This window comes from Staphylococcus lloydii (genome assembly GCF_015775975.1).
GTDB classification, from domain to species: Bacteria; Bacillota; Bacilli; order Staphylococcales; family Staphylococcaceae; genus Staphylococcus; species Staphylococcus lloydii.
In genome coordinates this window covers 1,941,395-1,964,290 of sequence record NZ_CP064056.1, presented here as the reverse complement: position 1 = coordinate 1,964,290, position 22,896 = coordinate 1,941,395, and the positions used below count along the sequence as shown (strand labels likewise).

Sequence of the window (22,896 nt, the reverse complement as noted above, 5' to 3'; positions counted from 1 at the left end):
GCTAAATGAGTATGGATAAAATAGCCAATTTACAACTCGAAACGACGGCACAGTATCAAAGTTTAAGTAATCTCAACGTTCAATTTTGGAATCAAGATAGAGAAACTGCAATACTACAATTTCAAATTACGCGTAATAACTATCCTTTAGCTTTAAGTGAAGAAAACGTCAAAGTTTTCATTGCACTGGAATCAGGGGATAGTTTTTTAGTGGACGATAAACTTGAATTTGTAGATCAGTTAAATGGTGTTGTGAGTTACACAATACCTACAGATTTCATGAAAGTAGTCACAGAAGTTACGGGGCAGGTATATGTAACGACACTTGATGGAGAACAAACAATTGTGCAAAGACAATTCACATTTAATGTAGCAAATGACCTAATTGCAGACTTACCTGCCGAAGATAAAATTAGAGAAATTAAATACTTCTCTGATATGCGTGCAGAAGTAGCCCAAATGATGACGAAGTTAAATAGTGACTTCGAGAATATGAATGATTACGTTACGCAGGTAAGCGATACTACGCGAGAAGGTATCGCAGCACTTACAAAACTCATCGATGATAAAGAGAAAGCATACAATGACAATCACGAAGCTAAAATGAAAGAACTCAATGATAAAGGTACAGAATACAGTACAAAGTTTGATGAAGATAAGCAATATATGGACGAAAAATTCACTGCGTTTCAATCATCTGTCAATGGTAGTGGATTGGTAACGACTGGTGCGAGTAAAGATTGGCAGAAATATAAGTTAACGAATGATGATGGTATAAGAACCTATCTAACTAAAGGTAGCGTTAAAGATATTAAAGCACTTAATGTAGGTTTCTATGAAACAGTTGTAGCTGGAACTACAGATGCTTCAGAATTTCCTAAAATATCTTATGGTAGCTTTGTTGAATTGGATGTTATGAAGTCTGACGCTGGGCGTATGCAAGTTAAGTTAGTAATAAGTGGTACAGGGAGAACATTTAATCGTTATATCCACACTGATGCATCCAATGATACAGGTTGGTTAGAAATGCCACAATTCGCAGATATATCAACAATGGAAACAACTCAAGGCTCACAAGCTAAAGCAACAACAGCTGAAAATAACGCGAAACAATATACTGATACTAAAATGTTAAACGATAAAACACTTATTTATAACGGTTCTGCAAATGGTGTGGGGACAGATTTAAATTTAAGTGAAACATTAGATAACTTTGTGTTTTTATTTATCTATGGTTCAGCTAATGGTGTTTATTTCACTGCTACAGGTAATCCAATGGACAACTATAATATCACTGTTTCGTGTACAAATGTAATTGACAGTGACGGTAATGGTGGTGGACACTATGAAGCTTTACTATCTAAAACATCTCGTACTAAATTGAAAATTACTAATGATGTTTATTTTGATTTTGGTTCAGGTGTTGGTTCAGGAGCAAACGCAAATAAAATCACTATTAATAAAATTATAGGGGTGCGTAAATATGCGAGTATTAATTAATGAGAATAATGAAATTGTAGGTTATGCGACTGTAGGTGGTTTAGAAGGTGATTTTGAAGTGCATGATAGTATTGTTCCTCAAGATTTTACACAAACGTTCAAACCCAAATACTACTTATATCAAGATGAAAAAATCATCATCAATCCAAATTACCAACTTGATACATTTGAACAACCAACGACACCTACACAGCCTGTAATGTCAGATAGCACACTAAAAAACATGGTTGCAACGCTTCAAAAACAAAGTGCTCAAAGTAATATACGTTCTCTTAAATTAGAACGTGAGAACGAAGCGCTAAAATCACGAATCGCGCAATTAGAATCTAAGGTTGAGGTGACAGACAATGACAAAAATGAATGATTTAATTTCTCCTACATTTAGCGAAATAAAACAGATGTACATTTGGGGCTGTCTAACGAACGATGATATTAAGTGGTATGTTGAAATGGAAGCCTTAGACAAAGAAGATTATGCGTTAATTACTAATGAAAAATATCCAGAACCACAGGCTTAGGCTTGTGGTTTTACTATATAGAAAGTGGGTGAATCAATGCTAGAAGATAAAAAAGGATTAAGTCTTTTCCAAATGATCGTTGTTGTGTACTGTATGGGATTTGGTATGTATTCGTTATGGCGTGGTGCTTATTGGGTGTTTTTTGCTGATAAAGCATCTACAGAATCACCATTATATATGTCAATGCATCAAATAATTAGTTTGTTCTGGTGGGGGATGCCGTTCTTAATTGCGGGTGTATTATTAATGATTGCTGGGCTAATGGTACCTTATTATAAAACCAATAACTACTTTCTATACTTGTTTACCATAGGTCACATCATATCTATGGTATTTTATTATATCTTCACACTCGCAGGGTTCCATAATGCCATCAATATTTTGACACCTGGACAAAATTTAACATGGGCTGTCATATCAGGTGTGATGGCATTTATTGGAGGTGTTTCACTGTGGAATCAAAAGACAACGAAAAAGTAAGTTACTACTTACCACGGCATGAGTTTTTAGAGAAACGCCTTGAAATGTTTAAGTATATTGATGATGGAGATAAGCGTGTGGAAGGTCAACTAGAACAGGTTAATTTGAGCTTACACACATTCATAGAAAGTCAAAAACCTATGCAAGAAACAATGAATGGTTTACTCGAAGAAACAAAAACTATGAATAAAAATATTACAAAACAAGTAAGACGTACAGAGAAATTAGAAGATGAACAAGAGCGGATTAAGGTATCAATTACCACGATGCAAAAAGAACAAACACAAAAAGTTTCGGAGAGAAATAAATTGATTCTAGGTATCTTAGGAACACTTGCTGGTGCTGGTGGATTAGTACCTGTATTGGCACAAATATTTTTTAACTAAGTCGACTTCGGTCGGCTTTTTATTATGGAGGTCAAGATATGAAAAAATTTTTAGGTTTAAATTTAAAAGTAAGATTTAATAACCCAACAGCGATAGGCCAATGGCTTGTCGCTATATTTTTACCTGTACTTATTTATTTAGGCGTAGATTGGCAAACACTCACAACATGGCAAGCTGTAGGTACTGCGTTATTGCAAATCGTGTCGAATCCAATAGCTGTTGTGTTGATTATTTTAAATTTATATAACGCAACAATTGATGGCACAAGCACAGGATTATCAGATAGTAAACAAGCACAGAACTATTCAAAACCCAATAAACAATAGGAGTGAAGTTAAATGACTGAAACATGGAATGGTGTAAAAGTTAAAACACAATTATTGACGAAAGGTACACGTCGTTATGGTGAGAAATTAAGAAAAGGTCATCCAGAATTTTTAGTTGCTCACGATACAGGTAATCCGAATACAACAGTACAACAAAATGTTGATTATTACGAGAACACCTACAACATTGATTGGGACCATGTCGCAAGTGCCCATATCTTTGTAGATGATAAAGAAGCGATTGTGTGTATTCCTACCACAGAGAAAGCTTGGCATGTGCTATACAATGCCACTACTGATAATGAGTGGTATGGTGTCGATGCAAATGACGGTGCCGTAGGTGTAGAGATTAGTTACTTTAATGATAAGAAGCGAAGTCAGAAGTCACTAGATAACGGTGCAAGAGTATTAGCTTATCTTGCTGAATACTGGAAGATTGATTACAAAACACGTATGCCAGGCCATCAAGATATTCAAGATGACAAACAAGACCCAGGTAATTTGTTAGAAGCTGCAGGATATAGTCGTTCAACTGCCAACTTAGATAAGATTGTCGCTAAATATTATAAAAAAGACACTAAGCAAATACCACAGTTACAAGTTGAATGGAAATGGGCAGGTACATTTGTACCAAATACACCTATCAAAGTGAGAACTGCGCCATCAATGAAAGGAAGTATTGTAAGCAATGATGTTATGAAATATACAGGCGTAAAAGTTATTAAGTTTAATTCCATTGTTAAAGAAGATGGCTATTGGTGGATTTCGTACACAAGTAAAGGTAAGAAATACTATTCAGCTATATGTAAGATTACAGACAAAAAAGAACGCGTAAAACATGAGAAATATTGGGGCAAACTTAAATGGAAAAAGGAGGATAAATAATATGACAACAGCAGTAATGACGCAAACACAATTTGTAAATTGGTTAAAGAACTCGATAGGTAAAAAATATGATTTTGATGGTTGGTATGGCAATCAGTGCTACGACTATGCGAATACAGGTTTTAACGCATTATTTCCTGGTTATCATTTAAGTGGTATTAACGCATGGGCTATTGCATCAGATAATAGTGCATTGTTAGCTTCACGTGCAAAAGTATATAAAAATACACCATCATTTTTAGCTAAACCAGGTGATATGGTTTTATTCCCAAGTACGTTTGGCAATGGTTCAGGACACGTTGCATGGGTGTTATCTGCCACACTAAACGCAATCACTGCAGTAGAACAGAATTGGGAAAATGGAGGCTGGACATACGGACCAGAAAAAGGTGGTAGTGGTTGGGAACCTGCCACAAAACGTACACATGCATATGATCCTAACATGATTTTTATCCGTCCTAACTTTGCGGGTAATAAAGTAACTGCCGTAGCTAAGAAAGCAACTGCTAAAGTAAAAGCAGCGCAAACAACTTGGAACTGGAAAGGTCGTTTCTATCCAAACACATTAGTTAGAGTTAGACGTGCAGCAGGATTACATGGAAGTGTCGTTGATAAAGGTTCATGGTTGAATGGCAAAAGTGATTGGGTAGATATTACACAAATTAAAAAAGTCGACGGATACTGGTGGGGCCGCTTTAAATATCCTCGTGCTGGTAGCAGTGATAAATATTTTTGGTGCGCATTAGCTAAAATTACAGATAGCAAAGCACGTATCAAATATGAAAAAGCAATGTATGGTACTGTGAAATGGAAATAAATATGTTAAACTAACCGTACACAATTTATGTGTAAAAAATTTACGGTAGTGCGTAAATGGAGTAGTCTCCTAGGGCTACTCTTTTTTTATAATAATATATATTAATTAAACGCAATTGTTTAAAAAAACTAAGTATGTTATAGTTTATTAATCCTAAGTACAAGTTAGGATTATTTATATTTATATCAAAGAGCAGGCTTCCTCCAGACGCTTGCTCTTTTTATTTTTTTGCCCAATATATTGTGATATATTATCTACAGAGGTATAGGGTCTCTTAATTATTCTCATTTTGATTAACATGAATTCCCCTAAACAGGCTCCCCATAGCCTGTTTCTTTTTGTGTTAAAAATGTTATTGTGTTAGATTGACAATAGAGTTTTGCCAACTCTAACCTTTCATTTTCAAACGTGTTATACGATTTGCAGACAGGATTTCCGACCTGTCTGTTTTTTGTTTTAAATACAACCTCTAGGGTATAATATTTAAACATGCACTAGTTATCCAACTATTGCTTTTATAATGAATCAAATCTCCGTCATCCAAGCATGTCACTGGATGAAACTTTGGTTTAAAGGGCAGGCACTTAGGTGCTTGTCCTGTTTTTTATTTATTTTATGTGTGATAAAATTAAAATACATGCACAAATTCTCTTAACATAAAATAGTGTGATATTACACTCACATCCTAGCCACCTAAGCATGTCACTGGGTGGTTGTTTTTTATGATTAATTTTAATCTTATAGGGTAATATAATACTTCCTTACTACTGTCTCCAAATAAATATAAAGGAGATTTAATATGATAAATATTATTTCAGCAATTGGTTCCATGGGAACATTTATAATGGCAATATTCTATTTTGTATCAGTATCAGTTCAACTTTATCAAATGAAAATTAGTTTTCTACCTGCATTAGGATTTAATCAAATTCTTTTAGAAAAAGATGGAAACAAAAACCTAAATTTAAAAAATACAATTATGAATTCTAATGAACATGAAGATCATTTAAAGTTATATAATCTTGGTGGTGGAGCAGCAAAAAAAATCACTATTGAAGTTTTGTTAGGAGAAAATGAAGTTATACAGACTAAATATGTTAGCATATTGCCTAGTAAAGAGGGGTATATGTTACCTCTTAATAAAAAAGTTTTTGATGAACTAGATAAAACTATCAAGAACAACGGTTATGAGTCAGATATGAATATAAAGCTGACATATTATCATAATGTGAGTAGAAAACAGCATGAGGTATTACTAAAAGGTCATATTGATGATTTTAACAATTATGATAACAAAAAGGTTTATGAGCTACAGTTTATTCAAGTAAATTAGCAAATGTTTATTTACAAAAGCCTAGAAATAAATTACAGTTAAGTTTACACACCTTAGGGTGTGTTGGGACGATGGGAAAACGTTTCACACCCTTTGGTGTGTGATGACGTTAACTCCCGTTATAGTCTCAAAAGCCCCTTTTATTAGGGGGTCTTTTTTTATGTTCGCTTTTATGTTCTGTCTATCTCTTTTTAAATAAGTTGTGTATTATATATCTATAGCAAAGATAAGGAATATTTAAAATGGAAGATAATAAAAATTTGGCGAAAATTTATGTGGTAAAAGCTGCATATTTTTTTCTAGCAGCTTTTGTAAATATATTAACAATCATAACTACTAAACATTTTGATGTTACCATGCTAGGCGTATTACTTTATTTTATGCCTATTGCCATAGAAAACTATATGAAGAACGTCTATAATAAAGCCACAGTTGTGCTAAGAAGAATAGGGTATATACTTCCTAGCGTATTCATGTTTTTTAATATATTAATATTTATTTTATGTTCTTATATACCTGCATATAAGTTTATCATTAGTACAAATTGGTATATTGGTGCTATTATAATAGTATCTATATTATTAATTTTTATAAGTATATTAGATATTTTTCTTTATGGATTTAATGATGAGGAAATTGAAGCAAGTAATAACGCTATAGAATATTTAAAAAAAAATAGAGAACAAAGTAGAGAATTAAAAATCAAGCAAGAGAATGAATTGAAAGAAGAAGAGCGTCAATTTATAGTTGAGCGTTCTAGAAGAAAGGGATGATAGTTATGATTATAACAAGTATAAGTATTTTTGTTGTAAGTGCTATCTTATTATTTTATTTATCAGCGGTAACCTTTACTGCTATAAGGTCTTATGATTATAATGTTAAATTTAGTTTACCAACTTTATTTGCAATTCCGTTAATTTTAGTTTTAACACATATAAAAATTTATAATACTCACAAACTTTCTGACAGAAAGAAAGCTTTTAAAATGTTTATGTTTATATTTAAAAAATATCCAGTAGCAGTCGCAATGTTCTTAACTATTATTGCTACAAACATAGCTGAACAAAATGTTCAATTATCGAATGGTGCAAACTATAGAAAAACGAATAGTCCACAACAGAAGAAACGTAAGAAATCCATTGATAAAGTCATAAAAAATAATACCTATGGGGAAATGCTTTGGGGCGTGTAGAAACCATATCTTAAATGATACGGTATTTTTATGTTACAATATACTAAGGAGCTGTAGTAGGTTCTCACTTATTAAATGCCTCACCATCGGGTGGGATTTTGTTTATATTATAAATTTTGTGGTATAATACATTAAGCGTCATAGAACGCTTGCCAAAACTCTTTGAACAATCTCTTAGCAAGCTCACCTTCGGGTGGGCTATTTTTTTATATAAATTTATATCTTTTAGAAATAACTACATGGCATGTTTTATTCCTTTTTTGACAAGGTACCAATTCACAGGATAACTTGTTATAAAACCTATAAGCATAGCTATTTGCATTAAAAACCAATATTCTAATTTATTTGGTTGTAGAAGTGCATTATTAATTGCAAAACGCATTATTATCATAAAGCCAAACATACCAATTTCAAATGCTATAAGTGAGAAGGTGTCTGCTTTTACAGCATCCTTCAAATCTGCTAATGGATGATCATGTTTGATTTCCATATGGAAATATTGAAATAATAAACCGAATATATAAGCTAAAATAAACTCTATTATTAGTGTAGTAGCTAATTCGTTGTTAAAGAAAGTTATTCCAAATAAGAAAATAACCGGAGCACCAATTAGGTTACCTAAAGAACATCCTGCGCTACAATGAGTAGTAGAAATAATTACGCTTTGCCAAAATGGTTTATTGTGATTTGTTAGTCTATCTATTTTTGTTCTGCCTAAAGTGTAATAACCAATAATACCTAGAATGGGGAAATAGAGTCCTGTAAGAGGCCAAACAATATTCATGATAAACATTTTTTGAGGTCTTTTAAATATATCTATCAATATTAAGATAAATTGTAGAATAGATAATATAATAAAAATTAATGATATTATTAACATTGTAAATTTCCTTTCACTATAGTTTTAGAAAAATTTCTCCTAGATTGATAATAGCATAAAATTTAAATCGATATGCAAACACCCACCTAAATGAATAGATGGGAGTTTTACGTGTCAAATATGTGTCAATTTAGTTATATTTAGTTCTGTTTATTCCGAAAGTAAATTAGTCAAAATGCTTTAGTTACGCCTTTTTCTACTATATACGAAAGTTCCATTATTCCCGCCGTCTCCATTACATAGCTCTCAACCATTACGGTTGAGAGTTTTTTAATTTTTGAGTGCACAGATAACCACAGAAATTGCACAGCAAAAAAAGTATCCTTATTTTGGGGAGAGGACAAATTTTTGGTAGGAAATGACAACAAATGCGACCGTCTCAGAAAGTAATTTTAAAATAAACGATAATTTTGATGCCTTTGTTGATATTAAGATGAATCTAAAAAATATTATTATGAAGAAGATATTAACAATGGCTCAGCACTTTTATCTTTAGAAATAAAGATTGGTGACGTTGATTTCAAATATCCTTTTAAGTTTAAAGTGGACATAGAATCATTGTTTGAATGGGAAAATTTTAACGGTACTGATATAGGTAAATTTTTAGAAATTAATGGAGCTGCTATTCTGTATTCATAAAGTCGCGCACATATAAGTCTTATTAATAATACCAGTAAATATCCTTCATTTGATTTATCTTTTTATAATTTTACAAACAATATCGATAAGTAGTTTCATTACAAGCAAAAAGAGTTTTTACAGTTTATGATATAAGTGCTTTTAGATTATTGAAGGTTAGTTCTTTTCCCAGCAACTCTTCGGAGTGGTTATTTTTATACGTATTTATGTTAGAATATTCTGTGAATTAAAAAGGGAGTGTATTTAACTTGGAATATACATTAGTAGAATATCATTCACGTTATTGGGAACAAATTAATGAATTGAATAAACAAGAAGGATGGCAAAATCTTGTTGAAAATAAAAATATGTATAGAAAATCTTTAGAAAACTCTATAACAATTGTTGCAGTCGATAAAAGCAGTAATGTTATAGGTTTTATTAGAGGTATAACAGACGGTTACACGACTTTGTTTATCTGTGAGTTGCTTATAATAGAACAGAAAAGAGGTAGGGGTATAGGTAACGAGTTGATAAATCACTTACATAAAATGTATCCAGATACAAGAATTGACTTATTAGCAACAACCCATTCATCAAAATTTTACGAAAAACAAGGGTTTAGAATTTTTCATGGATATAGAAAAAATTTTAATAACTAAATTTCTAAATAGTTGGTATATAAAAATAGTGTTAAAATAAACTATTGCTGATTAAAGGTAGCTCTCTCATAAGGTAATCTATACGTTCATAGTGCACAAATTTATGTTGTTTTTTGCAATTTTAACATTTTACACTAAGTCGTTAATACAATGTAAACGTTGATATGATAACAGGTAAAGCGATTTTCAAATGTATATAATCGCTTTAATGAAATCCCACCGCCTTCATTACACATATCTCTCAACCATTACGGTTGAGAGCTTTTTGTTTTTTGTTGCTATAGATTTGCCACAGTATATGAAATAACCACCGGTTAAGGTCATAAGTATTGTAAGAAAGCTTGATGTACAGTGTAATTTAAAGCAATCAAAGTAGAAGACACCAAAAATGAAAATCGAAGAATGAGTTTGGTAAATTAAGATAAATACATACTCTATCCTATGTCATTCCGTTTCGCCTGATTCATCCTGTCATTGATTTATAAAGATAACTATAGTTTGAATAGAATGTATTAGTGTATAATGTAATTATTTAATGAAGGGGGTAGTGTTAAAGTGGATATTCAACTGGTAAACACATATAATAAAAATTATTTAGATTCAATTTATGAAACCTATCAATCTGTTGGATGGTTAAACCATAGCAAAGATAATATTGAACATATTCTGAAAAATAGTACTTATATCACATTTATAATTTTTAATAATGAAGTTATTGCTTTAGGTAGAGCGCTATCTGATGGATATTTTAATGCTGCTATATATGATGTGATTGTTAACCCTTTATATCAAAAGTGCGAAATAGGTAGTAGAATAGTAAACGATTTATTAAAACAAATAGGAGATGTTTCCTGTGTACATTTAATATCAACTACAGGGAATATGAATTTTTACAATAATCAAGGGTTTAAAAAATTAAAAACTGGTATGGCTATTTATAAAAGCGAAAAATTGCAAATAGAATATACTGAATAAGAAATAGATTTAAGAAGAATTTGTTGACACAAGTTGATGTTGCTTTTTGTAATTTCAATATTTTACTCCCAATGACTAATGCAATGAAGACATGATATAAAAAGTATTATAAACTCTAACTTTTTTCACGATGTAACTCTCAACCATTGTGTTTGAGAGATTTTTTGTTTCTATAGAATTGTCCTAAGAATATAAATTAAATAACTCATCTTAATTGACGGTTTTTTTGGTGTGTTAAAATTTATTTAGATAAATAAGTGATATGCTAAAAGACAATAAAGAAATCAAAATAAAAAACAAAGGGAGATGTATAGTGTGAAGAGTTGTGTATTTTGTAATCTAGATTTAGATTCTCATCAGAATATTATTTTAAGTAATGATGAATGTCTTTTTTTACAATTAAATGAATCAAATAAGGAGGGGGGATTACTTGAAGGGGCAGGGGTAATTGTTCCTAAGAAACATAGAGAAACTGTTTTTGACTTGACAGAAAGTGAGTGGAATCAAACATATAGCCTACTTCAAGAGGTGAAAAAATACTTAGATCAAGAATATAATCCACAAGGATATAATCTTGGTTGGAATTGTGGTGCAGTGGGTGGTCAACATATTTCACATGCTCATTTTCATGTTATTCCAAGATTTAAAGATGAACCTTTTGCAGGTAAGGGGATTAGATATATTTTTAAAAGTAAAAAAAACGTTAGAAAATAGAAAACGGGATAATTCATAATAATTTTTGACATTATTTTTCTACAATTCAATCGATATTTAAAATTACTTTCTCATCATTCTATATTCCTCCAATTATTTTCCTATCATTTCAAAAGTTAGCCATTTTTCTGTATCATTTACAAGTCAAGTTCCATCATATAACTATTATTCGTTCTCATGGGCCTCCTCTAGAATAAGGATGGGAATACAAGATAAAACATTAGAAAATGGACACAATGAAATCAGTCATTAACAATTTTTTTGCACTCACCAAAAATAGATACTTTATACTGGGGGAAATATATTTCCTTTGCCTCTTAGCTTCACTTAATATTTTTTATTGTCCGATCATAATAGAGCGTTTTTATAACAATTTTGTCACATTAAGTGTTTAATCTGTTATGTAAATCGAAGGATGATAAACAACTATGAATGATATGATTGGATTATCAATTAGGAGGTTTTAATAATGAAAATTTTGTATAGTATCATTGGAATCATTATATTGATTTTCTTAGCTTTATTAGGATGGAAATTCTATGCTGAATCACATACGGAAAGCGCTACAGTTAGAGATTTAGCTAAATTTAATCCTTTAATTTCTAGCGAAAAATACTATGTAAAAACTGAAGAACCAAAAAAAGTAAAGAAATTAGAAGATAATTTTTATAACTACACATATAAAAGTAAAGCATATAATAAAGAAGGCAAATCAAAAATTATAAAATATACTGCTACCAAGAAATTAAAAAAAGACCATTATCTAGCATTAGAATATAAAGTTGGAGAAGTTAGAAATTACAAAGAAGTTTCCTCATCAAAAATACCTAAAAAAGCACTCCATAAATTAAAATAATTAGTACGCTGAGAAGCATAATACATTACGGAGCAATTAGTAATAGAAAGCCACTCTAAATAAATAGAGTGGCTTTCCTAATATACTTTTGGCCCTCTTCACTGGGGTTTACAAGAATTAGTGCAGTAAATAATAATACAATTTAAGTGGTGGTATGACAGTAGATATATCGTTATTAATGTATATAATTTGATGAACTCTCCTTGTCTACTTATATATTTAAACCTTCAACAATTGTGGTTGGAGGTTTTTATAGTTTACAAATATAAAGGTTACTTTTTGGTTTTATTGATCAAAGAGGATTTTGCATTTTTAATATGATGAATAGTAAAGGGAAGTAAGACACGAGAGATTATTACTTTGCTTTAAATGATGCCAGAATTATATAAAGATAGCAAAGTAAAAGTAAAGTTTAACAAAAAGAACTTAATTAATAGTGACGGGTATTTTAATATTTTATAAGTGTAATTCATTATACTAACATTAATGTATTTTTAAGAAGAAATTAGTGACATTTTATGCGGTGTTAAATAAATTGCGAATTTTAGTACATGAGACTGACTGCTAGCATACTTTTTTGATGATTGGTATTAATTTAACTCTCAAAAATTCACTAAATTTATTAGTAAGGAGAAACTCGATTTGTTAAATTGTAAAACTTCAATAACCAAAATGATTTTATAATTACTGAATCACAACAATAATTTGAACTTTTTATATTACCCATACATTTTATATAGTATAATAAGATTAAGATAACGTAGTACAATTTTATAAAAATTTAATCAACAAATTAAAGTTAGATATTGCAAAGGGGTTTAAGTTATTGAAAATATATGTACAAGAAAATCAATTTTTTATTGAAAACCTACAAGTGCCAGAAATTACATTAAGCAATAACGAAAGTAAAAAAATATTCTCACTTGAACAAAATCGGTTTGTCATTAAATTTGAAGATTTACAGGGAGTTTTAACTGAAAAAAATGCACCATTAACTTTTACAACTAATACAAACGAGGACTTAATCGTTCCTGACGACACACATAGTTTTGAGAAGACTTTTATTAAAAAAGGAAAAATAACATATTTTATATATTTAACTAAAGATAATAAATTATGCGTCATATTAGATAAACGACCGAGCTTGTTAAACTTTCATAATAAGAATGCTGTATATAATAAAGCTACTGTAAAAGATAATAAATTAATTCTAAATTTTAAGTTTACTTGTAGTATTTATCAACCAACTACAATTGTTGGAAAAATAAAAGTCAGAAATAAAAATGCTGAAATTACTACAAATGGTGAGATAGTAGAAATACATAAAAATAATAATGATTATAGTGTTACAGCAAATTTAATTTTTGATATTCAAGAGTTAGAAACGTTATTTATGGAACAAGTACCATTCTACACGTATAACTCAGATGTATATGATATTAGTTTTAATTATCGAATTGCTGAAATGCAGATTTCTAAATATTACGTAAGGTTAAAGTTTCCTTTAGAAAACAAGTACAATGTAGATGATGAACAATGGCTAGCTTTAGATGATCATTTTATGTTGCATTGCAGACCCTATCCAACGTTATATGGCAACCTTTCGATGCGTCTTACTCCAATTCCTAAAGAAACATATAATGACTATATTACTAATGAACTGGTCAAGCTAAATAATAATGGTAAGCTAAATATCGTGTGTCTAGAATATCCTGAAAAAGCGCAAGAAAATGGTTTGATTTATTTTAAATGGTTGGTAAAAAATTTAGCAAAGGATTTTAACATTTATTATATGGTTAGTCCTGATAGTAAAGATTTAGATAATTTAACAGGGTACGAAAATCATGTTATTTTTTACAAATCAAGAGAAAACTTAGCACTTGTAAATGAAGTGAATGTTATTTGTCATTCACATTCTGCAGAATACTTATTACCTATACTTACAAACAAAACGGAACGATATATCAAGCAAAAAAATAGAGTGTTTTTACAACATGGTATTATTGGTTCTAAAGACGTAAGTGGGGTATATGGTAGAAAGCCGAATGATTCGATAACAGATTTATTTGTCGTTTCTTCAGAGAGAGAAAAGGAAGTAATTTATCAAAATTATGGTTTTGATAAAAATGAAATTATTATCACAGGATTACCAAGATTTGATGATGTTATAAAAGAGCGGAGAAATATTGTTAAGAAAATAAAAAATCGACATAAAATTTTAATTATGCCCACTTGGCGAAAGGGTTTGAATACGTACACGGATGAAAAATTTATGGAAACAGCGTATTATAAAGAATTTCAGCAGTTAATTAATAATGATGAAATCAAAACTTTAGTAAAAGAAAAAGGTTATCAAATAGCTTTATATTTACATAGGAATTTCCAAGGATTTAAACATCTTTTCACTTCAGAAAATGTTGAAGTTTTGTCGGACCAAGAACATACCGTTAAAGATTTATTGGCTGAATATCAAGTTTTGGTTACTGACTATTCAAGTGTAGGTTTAGACTTTGCATTGATGCATAAGAAAGTTATTTATTATAGACCTGAGAATATTTTAGGAGAAGATTTTATTTCAGAGTCCACGGACTTATTACCAGGAAATGTAGTAAATAATCAACAACAATTAATTTATCATTTTAAAAACACGGCAATGATTAAAAAGTATAAAAATAATCTAGATAAGTTATATAAATATGCAGATAGAAAAGCGTGTGCCAGAATAGCTGAAAATATGATTAGTCATTTTAAATTATTTGATCAGTAATGAGTTATATCACCACTATTTGGTTAAGTGAGATTTACAATAATAAACAAAAGTATTATATTAAATGTAGGAAGCTATTTATGACGCTAAATACTTCCTTAACTAAATTGCATTTTGTATAGTTTTGAGCGTGCTATACCTCTTTTTTTAAATTTCACAATTTAATTAACATACAGTTTTCTTTACCTCATTATTATATAACGCTCATAATGGACTCTACTTTAGTAGAGTCTTTTTTTATGTCTTCATTATTTGTTTATTAATAAAATAAATATATGAAATCCAGATGAATGATGCTAGGATTCTTTTATATTGATATTCGACCAGTTAAAAAAAACTACCTCATATAAGGTAGTGTGGAATATAAGTTAAAGTTAGCTTAAGTAACTACAAATTAGAGATGGATGTGACCTTTAGCGTAATGGTATTTTTTATCTTTAGGTGTAACAAAAGCTCTTAAGACAGTTAAAATACCAACCTTACCAATTAACATGACGAAAATAATAATTAGTTCTGTTACGCCATGATATTTATCTGTGTAATCCATCGTTAAACCAACGGTACCAAAGGCCGAAACAACTTCAAACAGTATTTTTATGAGTTGAACATTGGGGTTTAGCACAGTTATCACAAACGTAACTAAAAAAACGAAACTTAAAGACACAATAAACGTTACAGTAGCTAGTTTTACAAGTTTATGAGGTATTTCTCTATTAAATAGCTCAACGTAATCATGTTTTTTAATGGTACTAATTACGAACATCACAAGAATTGCAAAAGTTGTAACTTTAATACCACCTGCCGCACTTAATGGGGCTCCACCAATAAACATGAGCATCATTAATAATAACGCCGTTGGATTATTAATGTGGCCAATATCGACACTATTAAAGCCTGCGGTTCTTGTCGTTATTGATTGGAAAAATGAAGTGCCAATTTTTTCAATAATATTCATATGTTGCATCGTATTATTTGTTTCTAAAATAAAGAATGTTATGGCACCGAATAAAATTAAAAAGACCGTTGTAGATAAAACTATTTTTGAATGCAAAGTAAGTTTTTTTAATTTTTTACAAGTTGCTAAGTCTAGTAACACAAGATGTCCTAATCCGCCTAGTATAATCAATAAAGGCACCGTAACCATAACAATGGGATCTTTTGTAAAATCTATTAAATTATTTTTAAATAAGGCAAATCCTGCATTGTTAAATGCTGAAATGGCAGTAAACACACTCACGAATATGCCTTTCGAAATACCAAATTTAGGTATAAATGATAAACAAAGACATAGGGAACTGATAAACTCGGTAATCAAAGTGTAAATCGCTAAATGTTTAATTAGTTTTACAATGCCACCTGGATCATCAATACTCCATGTCACCATAATTAAAAATCTGTTGCGAATTGAGATTTTCTTATTTAAGAAAATGAGAGTGAGCATCGTCACCGTCACAATACCTAATCCACCAATTTGTATAAGTAGGAGTATTACAGTTTGTCCTAAAACGTTAAATTGTGTACCGATATCAGTAGGAGATAACCCTGTTACTGTAAAGGCACTAGAAGCAATAAATAATGCATCAATAAATCCTATAGGTTTTTTACCAGTACAAGGTAAAAATAGTAATAACGCTCCTATAAAGGTAGTTGATATGAATAGCATCAGATAAAAATATAATGGTTTATTTATCTTACTCATTTTTGTTCTCCAGTTATTAAATTTTAAGTTAAAACTACATTGAAATCATAGCACATATAAGTTGTAAGCATAGATAAATATTACACCAAATATGAACGTTAATTGACAATGTGAAAGATATTTAATCATTAATAATTTGTAATTTCAAATATTAACATTGATTATCATTATCAATTAATAGTATACTTGAAAAAAAGAGGTGTTAAACATGAAAAAATTTATATTCCTTATTTTAAGTTTACTGCTAATTACTGCAGCATGTGGTAACAAAGATAGTCAAGATAAGGATTCCAAGGACAAGAAAACGTATAAGACGACAGATGGTAAAAAAATAGAAATTCCAAAAAACCCTAAAAGGGTGGTCTTACTAACTGCCAATTATGGTAATTTGAAAAAATTAGGCGTTAAACCAGTGGCAATAACGAGTGCTTTTCCTAATTCCAAATATATTGGTAATGACAAAATAAAAAAAGTAGATCCAGAAAATGTTGAAGAAGTTACTAAATTAAAACCAGATTTAATCATTACATATAAAGAGAATAAGAATAATAAAAAATTCTCTAAAATTGCACCAACAGTACCAATAAAAGTACAAAACTTTGATTATAAACAAACACATATAGAATACGGAAAATTAGTAAATAAAGAGCAAAAGGCTAAAAAACAAGCGGCTGAAGTTTCTAAAAAATTAGCACAAGATGGTAAAGAAATTAAAAAACATATTGGTAAAGATGCGACATTCTCAATTATGGATATACAACAAAAAGATATATACCAATTTGGCTCACGTTTTGGTAGGGGTAGTGATACTTTATATGATGGCTTTAAAGTGAAAGAAGATCCTGAAGCTAAAAAGGCTATGCCTAAAGAGAAATTTATGAAAGTGCCAAAAGAGAAGTTTAATGAGTATTCTGGAGATTACTTAATGATACCTACAGCAGATGGTAAAAAGCCAAATACTGACTTTACAAAAACATCAATATGGAAAAATAATAAAGCTGTTAAAAATAATAAAGTCATTTATTATCCAGCTGACGAAGCTATCTATGGAGATTTAATTACTGTAGAGAAGCAGGGAGAACAATTTAAAAAAGCAATATTAGAAAAACAAGATAAATAACATAACAATATAAAAACAACTCACCCTATTTGGTGAGTTGTTTTTATATTGATATGTTATTATTTAAATATTCAATGAAGGTAAAATAAAGATTTTAACTGTTGCTAATAGAATATTGTCAGTAAGGAGCAAATGATATATGTACTTTAAAAAGGCTCAACTAAAAGATATTGAGTTAATTTATGATTTAATGATTCAATCTTTTACAGAATATGAGACAGACGAGATACCTCCTAACGCACTAAAAGAAAGGGAAGAAGACGTTTTAGAAGGATTTAAACGAAACGAAGAAAGTGCATTTATCGCTTATGAATCAAATAAGCCTTTGGGAATGGTTCGTTTTCAAGTCGAAGATAATATATTATATTTTTTTAGATTATCAGTCTTGCCTAAATATAGAAATAAAGGTATTGGTAAAAGTATCATTACTTATTTAGAAAGTTTCGCTAGAGAAAATGGAATATCTGAAATCATTTGCAAAGTGCGTCAGAATGTTACAAAAAACTTAAAACTTTATAGTTCATTAGGATTTCACATATATGATGAATATTTTATTATTAAATCGAATAACAAAAAATTAGAAATGGTAAAAATGAAGAAATATATATAAAGTACTTCATTACAACAATGCTTTAAATAAAATCATTTATTAATATTTACAAGTTTATTGATAATGAAATTGTAAATTAGCGGGGTGTTAGTTTGATATATGTTTTTGATATAGATGGAACTATTTGTTTTAATGGCAAAAATATAAACTCAACATTAATTAAGAAAATAAAAGCGTTGGAAGAAAACAACGAAGTATTATTCGCTTCTGCAAGACCTATAAGAGACTTACTTCCAGTTGTAAAAGCATTTGAAAGCAATACATTGATTGGGGGAAATGGCTCAATAATATCAATCAACAACAGCATACAAGTGGTTAAACAAATACCCATGAAAGAATATAGGTTAATTAAACAAATTATTACTGATTATAATTTGAAATTTATAATAGATGATTCTTTTAATTACTCGGCAAACGTTGATTCAAACAATTCAATTTTCAAACAGTTAGATCCAGATAACTTAGCAAAAAATGTAAGTAGTGAAAAAATTATTAATCCAATAAAAATTATTTTAGTAGATATTGCTAGTGAACTTTATCCTAAAATTAAACAATATTTAATTGAAAATGGGTGCAATCTTTCTATTCACTTTCACGAGAAAGATAACAATATTGATATAACCTCAAAAAATGTAAATAAATATATTACACTAAGAAACATTATAGGAGAAAAGCCATATATTGCTTTTGGCAATGATATAAATGATTTTGAGTTACTAAAATATGCAGATCAGGCATTTTATGTTAGCGATAATGAAAAAGCAAGCGTTCCTCAGAAGTTTAAAATAATACCAGCTCGTGTTGAAGCGCTTTTAAAAACATTAGAAGGTAAAATTAATTAACGAAAAATATACATAAAAAAACACATCATCTACTGAGTTGATGTGTTTTTAAATTGACAATAGTAGTAATAAACCCAACATAGCGATAAGTAAATAAACCCACTTTTCAAAATGATGTGCTGGTGTTTTAATTGTTAAGTATCTGCCAATTATTGTGGCGAGCAGTAACAACGGTAATGACATTAAATAAATAGGTATAGTCTTATCTGTCCATACATTACCAGATGCTTGACCGATAACTACGAAAATAGCGGTAAGTAGGAAATGTGCTTGCAAGGTACTTTTAAATGTTTTAATAGGCCACTTGCTTAGTGTTGCATAGATGACTATAGGCACGCCATGAGAATTATATAAACTCCCTAAAATACCTGAAATCATACCAGCAATTGTACTCCAATAAGGTGATTGCAACGTGAGTTTTCGATTGTTGTTAAAGAATTGTCTTTTGCCAAAAGCATAAATGCCATATAAAAATAAAAAGAGTGCTAATATGATTTGGATTATCGTCGTATTAAAATGATGCAAGATATATATACCAATTGGGATGCCGATGATACTGCTGCATAACATTAAACTTAAAATTTTGTACTTTATATGTTTTAACTCAGATAAAATATTAAACATCGCAACGGTTAAACCAGCTAAACCTATAATCGATATAGCGCTTTTAATATCTAACCCGATTAGTGCTAATAAAGGCATACTGATTAGCGCTTCGCCAAAGCCAAAGTAAGTACGTATAAATGCGCCTAGAAAGATAGCGAGTAATATCAAAGTAATTAAAGTTATAGACATAGAAGACCTCTGTAAGTGTAATTAATAAATAACTTATTATTGTTACACCTATTATCTCATTAATTTATTTGTGATTACACCAATGAAGATAATTTAAAGCAATATTATTTTACATCAATAATTAATTTGCATATAATGTTTTTTGCATGCCTTAGGGCATGTGGCTTAAAGGATACAGTAGCTTGTGTGCCCTTTGGCATGCATAGATACACTTCCTTTAAACCGACAGCCCCCTTAATTGGGGGTCTTTTTATGCCCGTATTTAACAATTAGTAGCAAACAACCTTTTTTGAAAATTCGAAATATTAGATTATAAAAAATGCTTAAATTCTTTGCTATAACTAGGTTTTAGTTGATGGTGTATGGGTAATATATATATGGAAAATACCATACACAACATATATTTAGGAGGAGTTAAGTTATGGGCTTTATAATTATGATTATAGTCGGAGGATTAATCGGCTGGTTAGCTGGTGCAATCCTTGGTAAAGACATCCCAGGTGGAATCATCGGTAACATCATTGCTGGTTTAATTGGTTCTGCTTTAGGTAGTAAAATATTAGGAACTTGGGGACCAGTTTTAGGTGGCGTTCCTATTATCCCAGCATTAATCGGTGCAATTATTTTAATATTAGTACTATCATTTATACTAAAAGCAATAAAAAAATAATGTATTTTGAATCTATAACAATGATTAACCATTGTTATAGATTTTTTTGTATCGAAAATCACCAAAAATATACTTTAAATAAAAAAGCCTTCATATAGATAGAAGGCAGTTAGTAGCAATTTAAAATTGATCATTAGTACGATCTTCATCTTCTTCAGTTTCATCATGATCATCTGAAGTTGAATCATGTCTCGTCGTATTAGCATTCAAAAATTTAAAACTTAAAATGCTAAGAGAAGCTATAAAAACATATAACAATATTTTTCTCATAATAACCCACCCCTAAAAATGATTTTTATAATAGACAGAAAAATTTAAACTTAAGTAGGCACTTGCGATAATTTTTGTAGTATAAGTAATATGATAAAAAACAAAAAATTAACCGATTAAGTTTAATTAATTTAAGTCAGTATGGTTAGGACTATAACAAACTAACGTATTGTAGTTATCAGCTTATTATTCAAGCATATAAGTTCATACTACTTGACGTATTCCACGGCGTATATATGTCAAAACATTAATGTATGTATAGTTACACTAAGCGTTATGAAACTTATTAAATTAATTTTACTATTTTATCCATATATACACAATAAAAAGTATATATAATAAATTGATTACAAATATAATGCTACAAGTCCAGTTAGTAAGTTGGAAGATTCTTCATGTCTTTATGAGTGATTTTTAACTAAAAGGGGTAAAACTAGCAGTAATTAAAATAAAGATAGACTATATTAATTTTTGAGGTGTAATGATGACAGCATTATTTCCATATTTAGCATTTGATAACACAAAAGAAGCAATTGCATATTATGAAGAAGTTTTTGGGGCTACTGATGTAAAACGCTTGCCAGTAGATTCACAACAAGCAAGCAATTTCGGCATATCAGAAGACGAGGCTGATAATGCAACGATGCATTCAGATTTTAAAATTGCAGGTACAACGATATTAGCTTCCGATTCTTTCGGCAAGCCTTCGTCAATTAATGAATCAATTTCGTTGTTGATTGATTATGATATTAATAACGAAGCGGATGTAAAAGAAGTCGAAGCATTATATGACCGTGTAAAAGATCACCATACTATTAACGTAGAAATGCCATTGGAAGAACAATTTTGGGGTGGCAAAATGGGGGCATTTACTGATAAATATAATGTGAGATGGATGTTGCATGGTCAAGACTATACAAAATTATAATATAGAAATATGCTAAAAAAGCGTATGTATCTAAAAATAGGTACATACGCTTTATTTTATAAGTTTAGGTATAACTTGAATATAAATTACTTCAAATATCAATTCGATGATAGTTTGCGTAACGATAATTGAAGTTACAGTAAGAGCTAGATTTTGAGGTAATGTTAAGGCGAGTGGCAACACAACAAGTGAGTTTCTCGTCGTGGCACTAAAGGCTATGCTACGTCGTAACTCAACATCCAATTTAAATAGTTTGGCACATAGGTTGCCAATAATGGGTGCGACAATAGCAAAACAAATATAAATTGGAATAATTCGATAGATAACTGTAAGATCTTTGGTTACAAATGAAATTTGAGAAGCAATAACCGCTATGAGTACCAATGCCATCATCGGGACAGGAAGCCAACTTATTGCATGATTTATATTATTTAACCCTTTGTTGCTCTGGCTGAATTTTTGGAGTATCAATGCAATGACAACAGGTATTAAAATGAAAAATATAAAGGCAAATAAAAATGTTGTTAAGTCGATATAGTTAGTTACACTATGTGTGAGAAAAATAGTGAAATAAACTGGCAGTAATACGATTTGAACTATTAATAGTAAAGGTGTACATATTAACAACATCGTGGCATTGCCTTTACCTAAGCTAGTGAAAACAATGACGTAATCAATACAAGGCATAAGTAAAACTAAATAAAGCCCTAACTGTATGGGACCTGATTGTATATTAAAAATTGTTATAAGTATCCAAACTAAAAAGGGAATGAATATAAAGTTTGATAATAATAAGACTATTATAAATTTCAAATTGGTAAATTGGCTTTTTAAATTATTTAATGGCAGTTGGCAGAACATACTAATCATTAAAATTATGATAGCAGGTGTGGTTAATGCTTTGAAAAATGTAGCAATAGCCGTAGAAGATAGGCCCAATATAATACCAATCATCACCGCGAAGAAATATATGTATGCTTGATTTGTTTCCATCTTGTGTTTCAATTTGTGCATGTCATCAACCCATTAAAGATTTTTATTAATTTTAACATAA

The 22,896-nt window shown here is 30.0% G+C and carries 26 protein-coding genes; 21 read left to right on the top strand and 5 right to left on the bottom strand.

The genetic code is table 11. The features are described from left to right. Positions 1 to 5: 5 nt before the first annotated feature. The 11 genes from ISP08_RS09565 to ISP08_RS09515 all read left to right on the top strand — a co-directional run bounded on the left by ISP08_RS09565 (position 6) and on the right by ISP08_RS09515 (position 7,436). Positions 6 to 1,499 carry a BppU family phage baseplate upper protein gene (locus ISP08_RS09565; RefSeq protein WP_195718466.1) on the top strand — a complete coding sequence of 498 codons (1,494 nt, stop codon included), beginning with the start codon at positions 6 to 8 and terminating at the stop codon, positions 1,497 to 1,499. After that, a complete protein-coding gene (locus ISP08_RS09560; protein WP_195718465.1) occupies positions 1,483 to 1,863 on the top strand; it encodes a DUF2977 domain-containing protein in 381 nt (126 codons plus the stop codon). The genes ISP08_RS09565 and ISP08_RS09560 overlap by 17 nt, the downstream gene beginning before the upstream one ends. Then, complete coding sequence (locus ISP08_RS09555) at positions 1,847 to 2,017, top strand: XkdX family protein (RefSeq protein ID WP_195718464.1); 171 nt, start codon at positions 1,847 to 1,849, stop codon at positions 2,015 to 2,017. The genes ISP08_RS09560 and ISP08_RS09555 overlap by 17 nt, the downstream gene beginning before the upstream one ends. Positions 2,018 to 2,053: 36 nt before the next feature. Next, entirely contained in the window at positions 2,054 to 2,497 is a 444-nt protein-coding gene (locus ISP08_RS09550; protein ID WP_195718463.1) for a hypothetical protein, read from the top strand. Beyond that, positions 2,470 to 2,883 carry a hypothetical protein gene (locus tag ISP08_RS09545; protein ID WP_069844471.1) on the top strand — a complete coding sequence of 138 codons (414 nt, stop codon included), beginning with the start codon at positions 2,470 to 2,472 and terminating at the stop codon, positions 2,881 to 2,883. The genes ISP08_RS09550 and ISP08_RS09545 overlap by 28 nt, the downstream gene beginning before the upstream one ends. A gap of 38 nt (positions 2,884 to 2,921) precedes the next feature. Next, the gene (locus tag ISP08_RS09540; RefSeq protein WP_103301626.1) at positions 2,922 to 3,209 is read left to right on the top strand and encodes a phage holin; all 288 of its coding nucleotides are present in this window, start codon (positions 2,922 to 2,924) and stop codon (positions 3,207 to 3,209) included. A gap of 12 nt (positions 3,210 to 3,221) precedes the next feature. Next, positions 3,222 to 4,094, top strand: a complete 873-nt coding sequence (locus ISP08_RS09535; RefSeq protein WP_195718462.1) for a peptidoglycan recognition protein family protein — start codon at positions 3,222 to 3,224, stop codon at positions 4,092 to 4,094. 1 nt (position 4,095) lies between these two features. Continuing rightward, complete coding sequence (locus ISP08_RS09530; protein WP_195718461.1) at positions 4,096 to 4,911, top strand: CHAP domain-containing protein; 816 nt, start codon at positions 4,096 to 4,098, stop codon at positions 4,909 to 4,911. A gap of 799 nt (positions 4,912 to 5,710) precedes the next feature. Further along, positions 5,711 to 6,244: a hypothetical protein gene (locus ISP08_RS09525; RefSeq protein WP_195718460.1), complete on the top strand. Its 534-nt coding sequence runs from the start codon at positions 5,711 to 5,713 to the stop codon at positions 6,242 to 6,244. Positions 6,245 to 6,486: 242 nt separating this feature from the next. Then, positions 6,487 to 7,017 carry a hypothetical protein gene (locus ISP08_RS09520; protein WP_195718459.1) on the top strand — a complete coding sequence of 177 codons (531 nt, stop codon included), beginning with the start codon at positions 6,487 to 6,489 and terminating at the stop codon, positions 7,015 to 7,017. Between the two features lie 5 nt (positions 7,018 to 7,022). Beyond that, complete coding sequence (locus tag ISP08_RS09515) at positions 7,023 to 7,436, top strand: hypothetical protein (RefSeq protein ID WP_229294075.1); 414 nt, start codon at positions 7,023 to 7,025, stop codon at positions 7,434 to 7,436. A 235-nt stretch (positions 7,437 to 7,671) separates the two neighbouring features. Here the strand turns inward: ISP08_RS09515 and ISP08_RS09510 are convergent, their stop codons facing one another. Next, complete coding sequence (locus ISP08_RS09510; RefSeq protein ID WP_229294282.1) at positions 7,672 to 8,220, bottom strand: DUF4396 domain-containing protein; 549 nt, start codon at positions 8,218 to 8,220, stop codon at positions 7,672 to 7,674. A gap of 983 nt (positions 8,221 to 9,203) precedes the next feature. Here ISP08_RS09510 and ISP08_RS09505 point away from each other — a divergent pair. The 5 genes from ISP08_RS09505 (at position 9,204) to ISP08_RS09485 (ending at position 14,908) form a co-directional block, all read left to right on the top strand. Beyond that, entirely contained in the window at positions 9,204 to 9,596 is a 393-nt protein-coding gene (locus ISP08_RS09505) for a GNAT family N-acetyltransferase (RefSeq protein ID WP_195718456.1), read from the top strand. A 555-nt stretch (positions 9,597 to 10,151) separates the two neighbouring features. Beyond that, the gene (locus tag ISP08_RS09500) at positions 10,152 to 10,571 is read left to right on the top strand and encodes a GNAT family N-acetyltransferase (protein ID WP_195718455.1); all 420 of its coding nucleotides are present in this window, start codon (positions 10,152 to 10,154) and stop codon (positions 10,569 to 10,571) included. 306 nt (positions 10,572 to 10,877) lie between these two features. Next, complete coding sequence (locus ISP08_RS09495; RefSeq protein ID WP_229294074.1) at positions 10,878 to 11,285, top strand: HIT family protein; 408 nt, start codon at positions 10,878 to 10,880, stop codon at positions 11,283 to 11,285. 469 nt (positions 11,286 to 11,754) lie between these two features. Then, positions 11,755 to 12,141, top strand: a complete 387-nt coding sequence (locus ISP08_RS09490; protein ID WP_048792618.1) for a YxeA family protein — start codon at positions 11,755 to 11,757, stop codon at positions 12,139 to 12,141. A gap of 826 nt (positions 12,142 to 12,967) precedes the next feature. Beyond that, positions 12,968 to 14,908, top strand: a complete 1,941-nt coding sequence (locus ISP08_RS09485; protein WP_195718453.1) for a CDP-glycerol glycerophosphotransferase family protein — start codon at positions 12,968 to 12,970, stop codon at positions 14,906 to 14,908. Positions 14,909 to 15,302: 394 nt separating this feature from the next. Here ISP08_RS09485 and ISP08_RS09480 read toward each other — a convergent pair whose 3' ends face one another. Next, positions 15,303 to 16,607, bottom strand: coding sequence for a TrkH family potassium uptake protein (locus ISP08_RS09480; protein ID WP_195718452.1), 1,305 nt, complete (start codon positions 16,605 to 16,607; stop codon positions 15,303 to 15,305). Positions 16,608 to 16,815: 208 nt separating this feature from the next. Here ISP08_RS09480 and ISP08_RS09475 point away from each other — a divergent pair, with 208 nt between their 5' ends. From ISP08_RS09475 to ISP08_RS09465, 3 genes are all read left to right on the top strand, one after another. After that, positions 16,816 to 17,727, top strand: coding sequence for an ABC transporter substrate-binding protein (locus ISP08_RS09475; RefSeq protein WP_195718451.1), 912 nt, complete (start codon positions 16,816 to 16,818; stop codon positions 17,725 to 17,727). A gap of 139 nt (positions 17,728 to 17,866) precedes the next feature. After that, positions 17,867 to 18,337, top strand: coding sequence for a GNAT family N-acetyltransferase (locus tag ISP08_RS09470; protein WP_195718450.1), 471 nt, complete (start codon positions 17,867 to 17,869; stop codon positions 18,335 to 18,337). Positions 18,338 to 18,429: 92 nt separating this feature from the next. Continuing rightward, on the top strand, positions 18,430 to 19,179 hold the full coding sequence (locus ISP08_RS09465) for an HAD-IIB family hydrolase (RefSeq protein ID WP_195718449.1): 750 nt from the start codon (positions 18,430 to 18,432) through the stop codon (positions 19,177 to 19,179). A gap of 48 nt (positions 19,180 to 19,227) precedes the next feature. On the opposite strand, the gene ISP08_RS09460 is transcribed toward ISP08_RS09465, so the two are convergent. After that, complete coding sequence (locus tag ISP08_RS09460; protein ID WP_195718448.1) at positions 19,228 to 19,974, bottom strand: sulfite exporter TauE/SafE family protein; 747 nt, start codon at positions 19,972 to 19,974, stop codon at positions 19,228 to 19,230. 421 nt (positions 19,975 to 20,395) lie between these two features. Here ISP08_RS09460 and ISP08_RS09455 point away from each other — a divergent pair, with 421 nt between their 5' ends. Beyond that, entirely contained in the window at positions 20,396 to 20,644 is a 249-nt protein-coding gene (locus tag ISP08_RS09455) for a GlsB/YeaQ/YmgE family stress response membrane protein (protein ID WP_048792624.1), read from the top strand. Positions 20,645 to 20,764: 120 nt separating this feature from the next. On the opposite strand, the gene ISP08_RS09450 is transcribed toward ISP08_RS09455, so the two are convergent. Beyond that, entirely contained in the window at positions 20,765 to 20,914 is a 150-nt protein-coding gene (locus ISP08_RS09450; protein ID WP_161800949.1) for a hypothetical protein, read from the bottom strand. A gap of 484 nt (positions 20,915 to 21,398) precedes the next feature. Between ISP08_RS09450 and ISP08_RS09445 the strand changes: the two genes are divergently transcribed. Continuing rightward, positions 21,399 to 21,842: a VOC family protein gene (locus ISP08_RS09445; protein WP_195718447.1), complete on the top strand. Its 444-nt coding sequence runs from the start codon at positions 21,399 to 21,401 to the stop codon at positions 21,840 to 21,842. A 51-nt stretch (positions 21,843 to 21,893) separates the two neighbouring features. On the opposite strand, the gene ISP08_RS09440 is transcribed toward ISP08_RS09445, so the two are convergent. Beyond that, the gene (locus ISP08_RS09440) at positions 21,894 to 22,856 is read right to left on the bottom strand and encodes an arsenic resistance protein (protein WP_195718446.1); all 963 of its coding nucleotides are present in this window, start codon (positions 22,854 to 22,856) and stop codon (positions 21,894 to 21,896) included. Between the last annotated feature and the right edge of the window lie 40 nt (positions 22,857 to 22,896).

Excerpts from the sequence above, each read along its gene's own strand:
- ISP08_RS09495 (WP_229294074.1), top strand. The coding sequence starts at position 10,878 with ATGTATAGTGTGAAGAGTTGTGTATTTTGTAATCTAGATTTAGATTCT.
- ISP08_RS09475 (WP_195718451.1), top strand. The coding sequence starts at position 16,816 with ATGAAAAAATTTATATTCCTTATTTTAAGTTTACTGCTAATTACTGCA.
- ISP08_RS09440 (WP_195718446.1), bottom strand. The coding sequence starts at position 22,856 with ATGCACAAATTGAAACACAAGATGGAAACAAATCAAGCATACATATAT.
- ISP08_RS09560 (WP_195718465.1), top strand. The coding sequence starts at position 1,483 with ATGCGAGTATTAATTAATGAGAATAATGAAATTGTAGGTTATGCGACT.
- ISP08_RS09450 (WP_161800949.1), bottom strand. The coding sequence starts at position 20,914 with ATGAGAAAAATATTGTTATATGTTTTTATAGCTTCTCTTAGCATTTTA.
- ISP08_RS09460 (WP_195718448.1), bottom strand. The coding sequence starts at position 19,974 with ATGTCTATAACTTTAATTACTTTGATATTACTCGCTATCTTTCTAGGC.
- ISP08_RS09535 (WP_195718462.1), top strand. The coding sequence starts at position 3,222 with ATGACTGAAACATGGAATGGTGTAAAAGTTAAAACACAATTATTGACG.
- ISP08_RS09540 (WP_103301626.1), top strand. The coding sequence starts at position 2,922 with ATGAAAAAATTTTTAGGTTTAAATTTAAAAGTAAGATTTAATAACCCA.
- ISP08_RS09510 (WP_229294282.1), bottom strand. The coding sequence starts at position 8,220 with ATGAATATTGTTTGGCCTCTTACAGGACTCTATTTCCCCATTCTAGGT.
- ISP08_RS09525 (WP_195718460.1), top strand. The coding sequence starts at position 5,711 with ATGATAAATATTATTTCAGCAATTGGTTCCATGGGAACATTTATAATG.
- ISP08_RS09455 (WP_048792624.1), top strand. The coding sequence starts at position 20,396 with ATGGGCTTTATAATTATGATTATAGTCGGAGGATTAATCGGCTGGTTA.
- ISP08_RS09555 (WP_195718464.1), top strand. The coding sequence starts at position 1,847 with ATGACAAAAATGAATGATTTAATTTCTCCTACATTTAGCGAAATAAAA.
- ISP08_RS09445 (WP_195718447.1), top strand. The coding sequence starts at position 21,399 with ATGACAGCATTATTTCCATATTTAGCATTTGATAACACAAAAGAAGCA.
- ISP08_RS09550 (WP_195718463.1), top strand. The coding sequence starts at position 2,054 with ATGCTAGAAGATAAAAAAGGATTAAGTCTTTTCCAAATGATCGTTGTT.
- ISP08_RS09470 (WP_195718450.1), top strand. The coding sequence starts at position 17,867 with ATGTACTTTAAAAAGGCTCAACTAAAAGATATTGAGTTAATTTATGAT.
- ISP08_RS09530 (WP_195718461.1), top strand. The coding sequence starts at position 4,096 with ATGACAACAGCAGTAATGACGCAAACACAATTTGTAAATTGGTTAAAG.
- ISP08_RS09520 (WP_195718459.1), top strand. The coding sequence starts at position 6,487 with ATGGAAGATAATAAAAATTTGGCGAAAATTTATGTGGTAAAAGCTGCA.
- ISP08_RS09515 (WP_229294075.1), top strand. The coding sequence starts at position 7,023 with ATGATTATAACAAGTATAAGTATTTTTGTTGTAAGTGCTATCTTATTA.
- ISP08_RS09565 (WP_195718466.1), top strand. The coding sequence starts at position 6 with ATGAGTATGGATAAAATAGCCAATTTACAACTCGAAACGACGGCACAG.
- ISP08_RS09490 (WP_048792618.1), top strand. The coding sequence starts at position 11,755 with ATGAAAATTTTGTATAGTATCATTGGAATCATTATATTGATTTTCTTA.
- ISP08_RS09480 (WP_195718452.1), bottom strand. The coding sequence starts at position 16,607 with ATGAGTAAGATAAATAAACCATTATATTTTTATCTGATGCTATTCATA.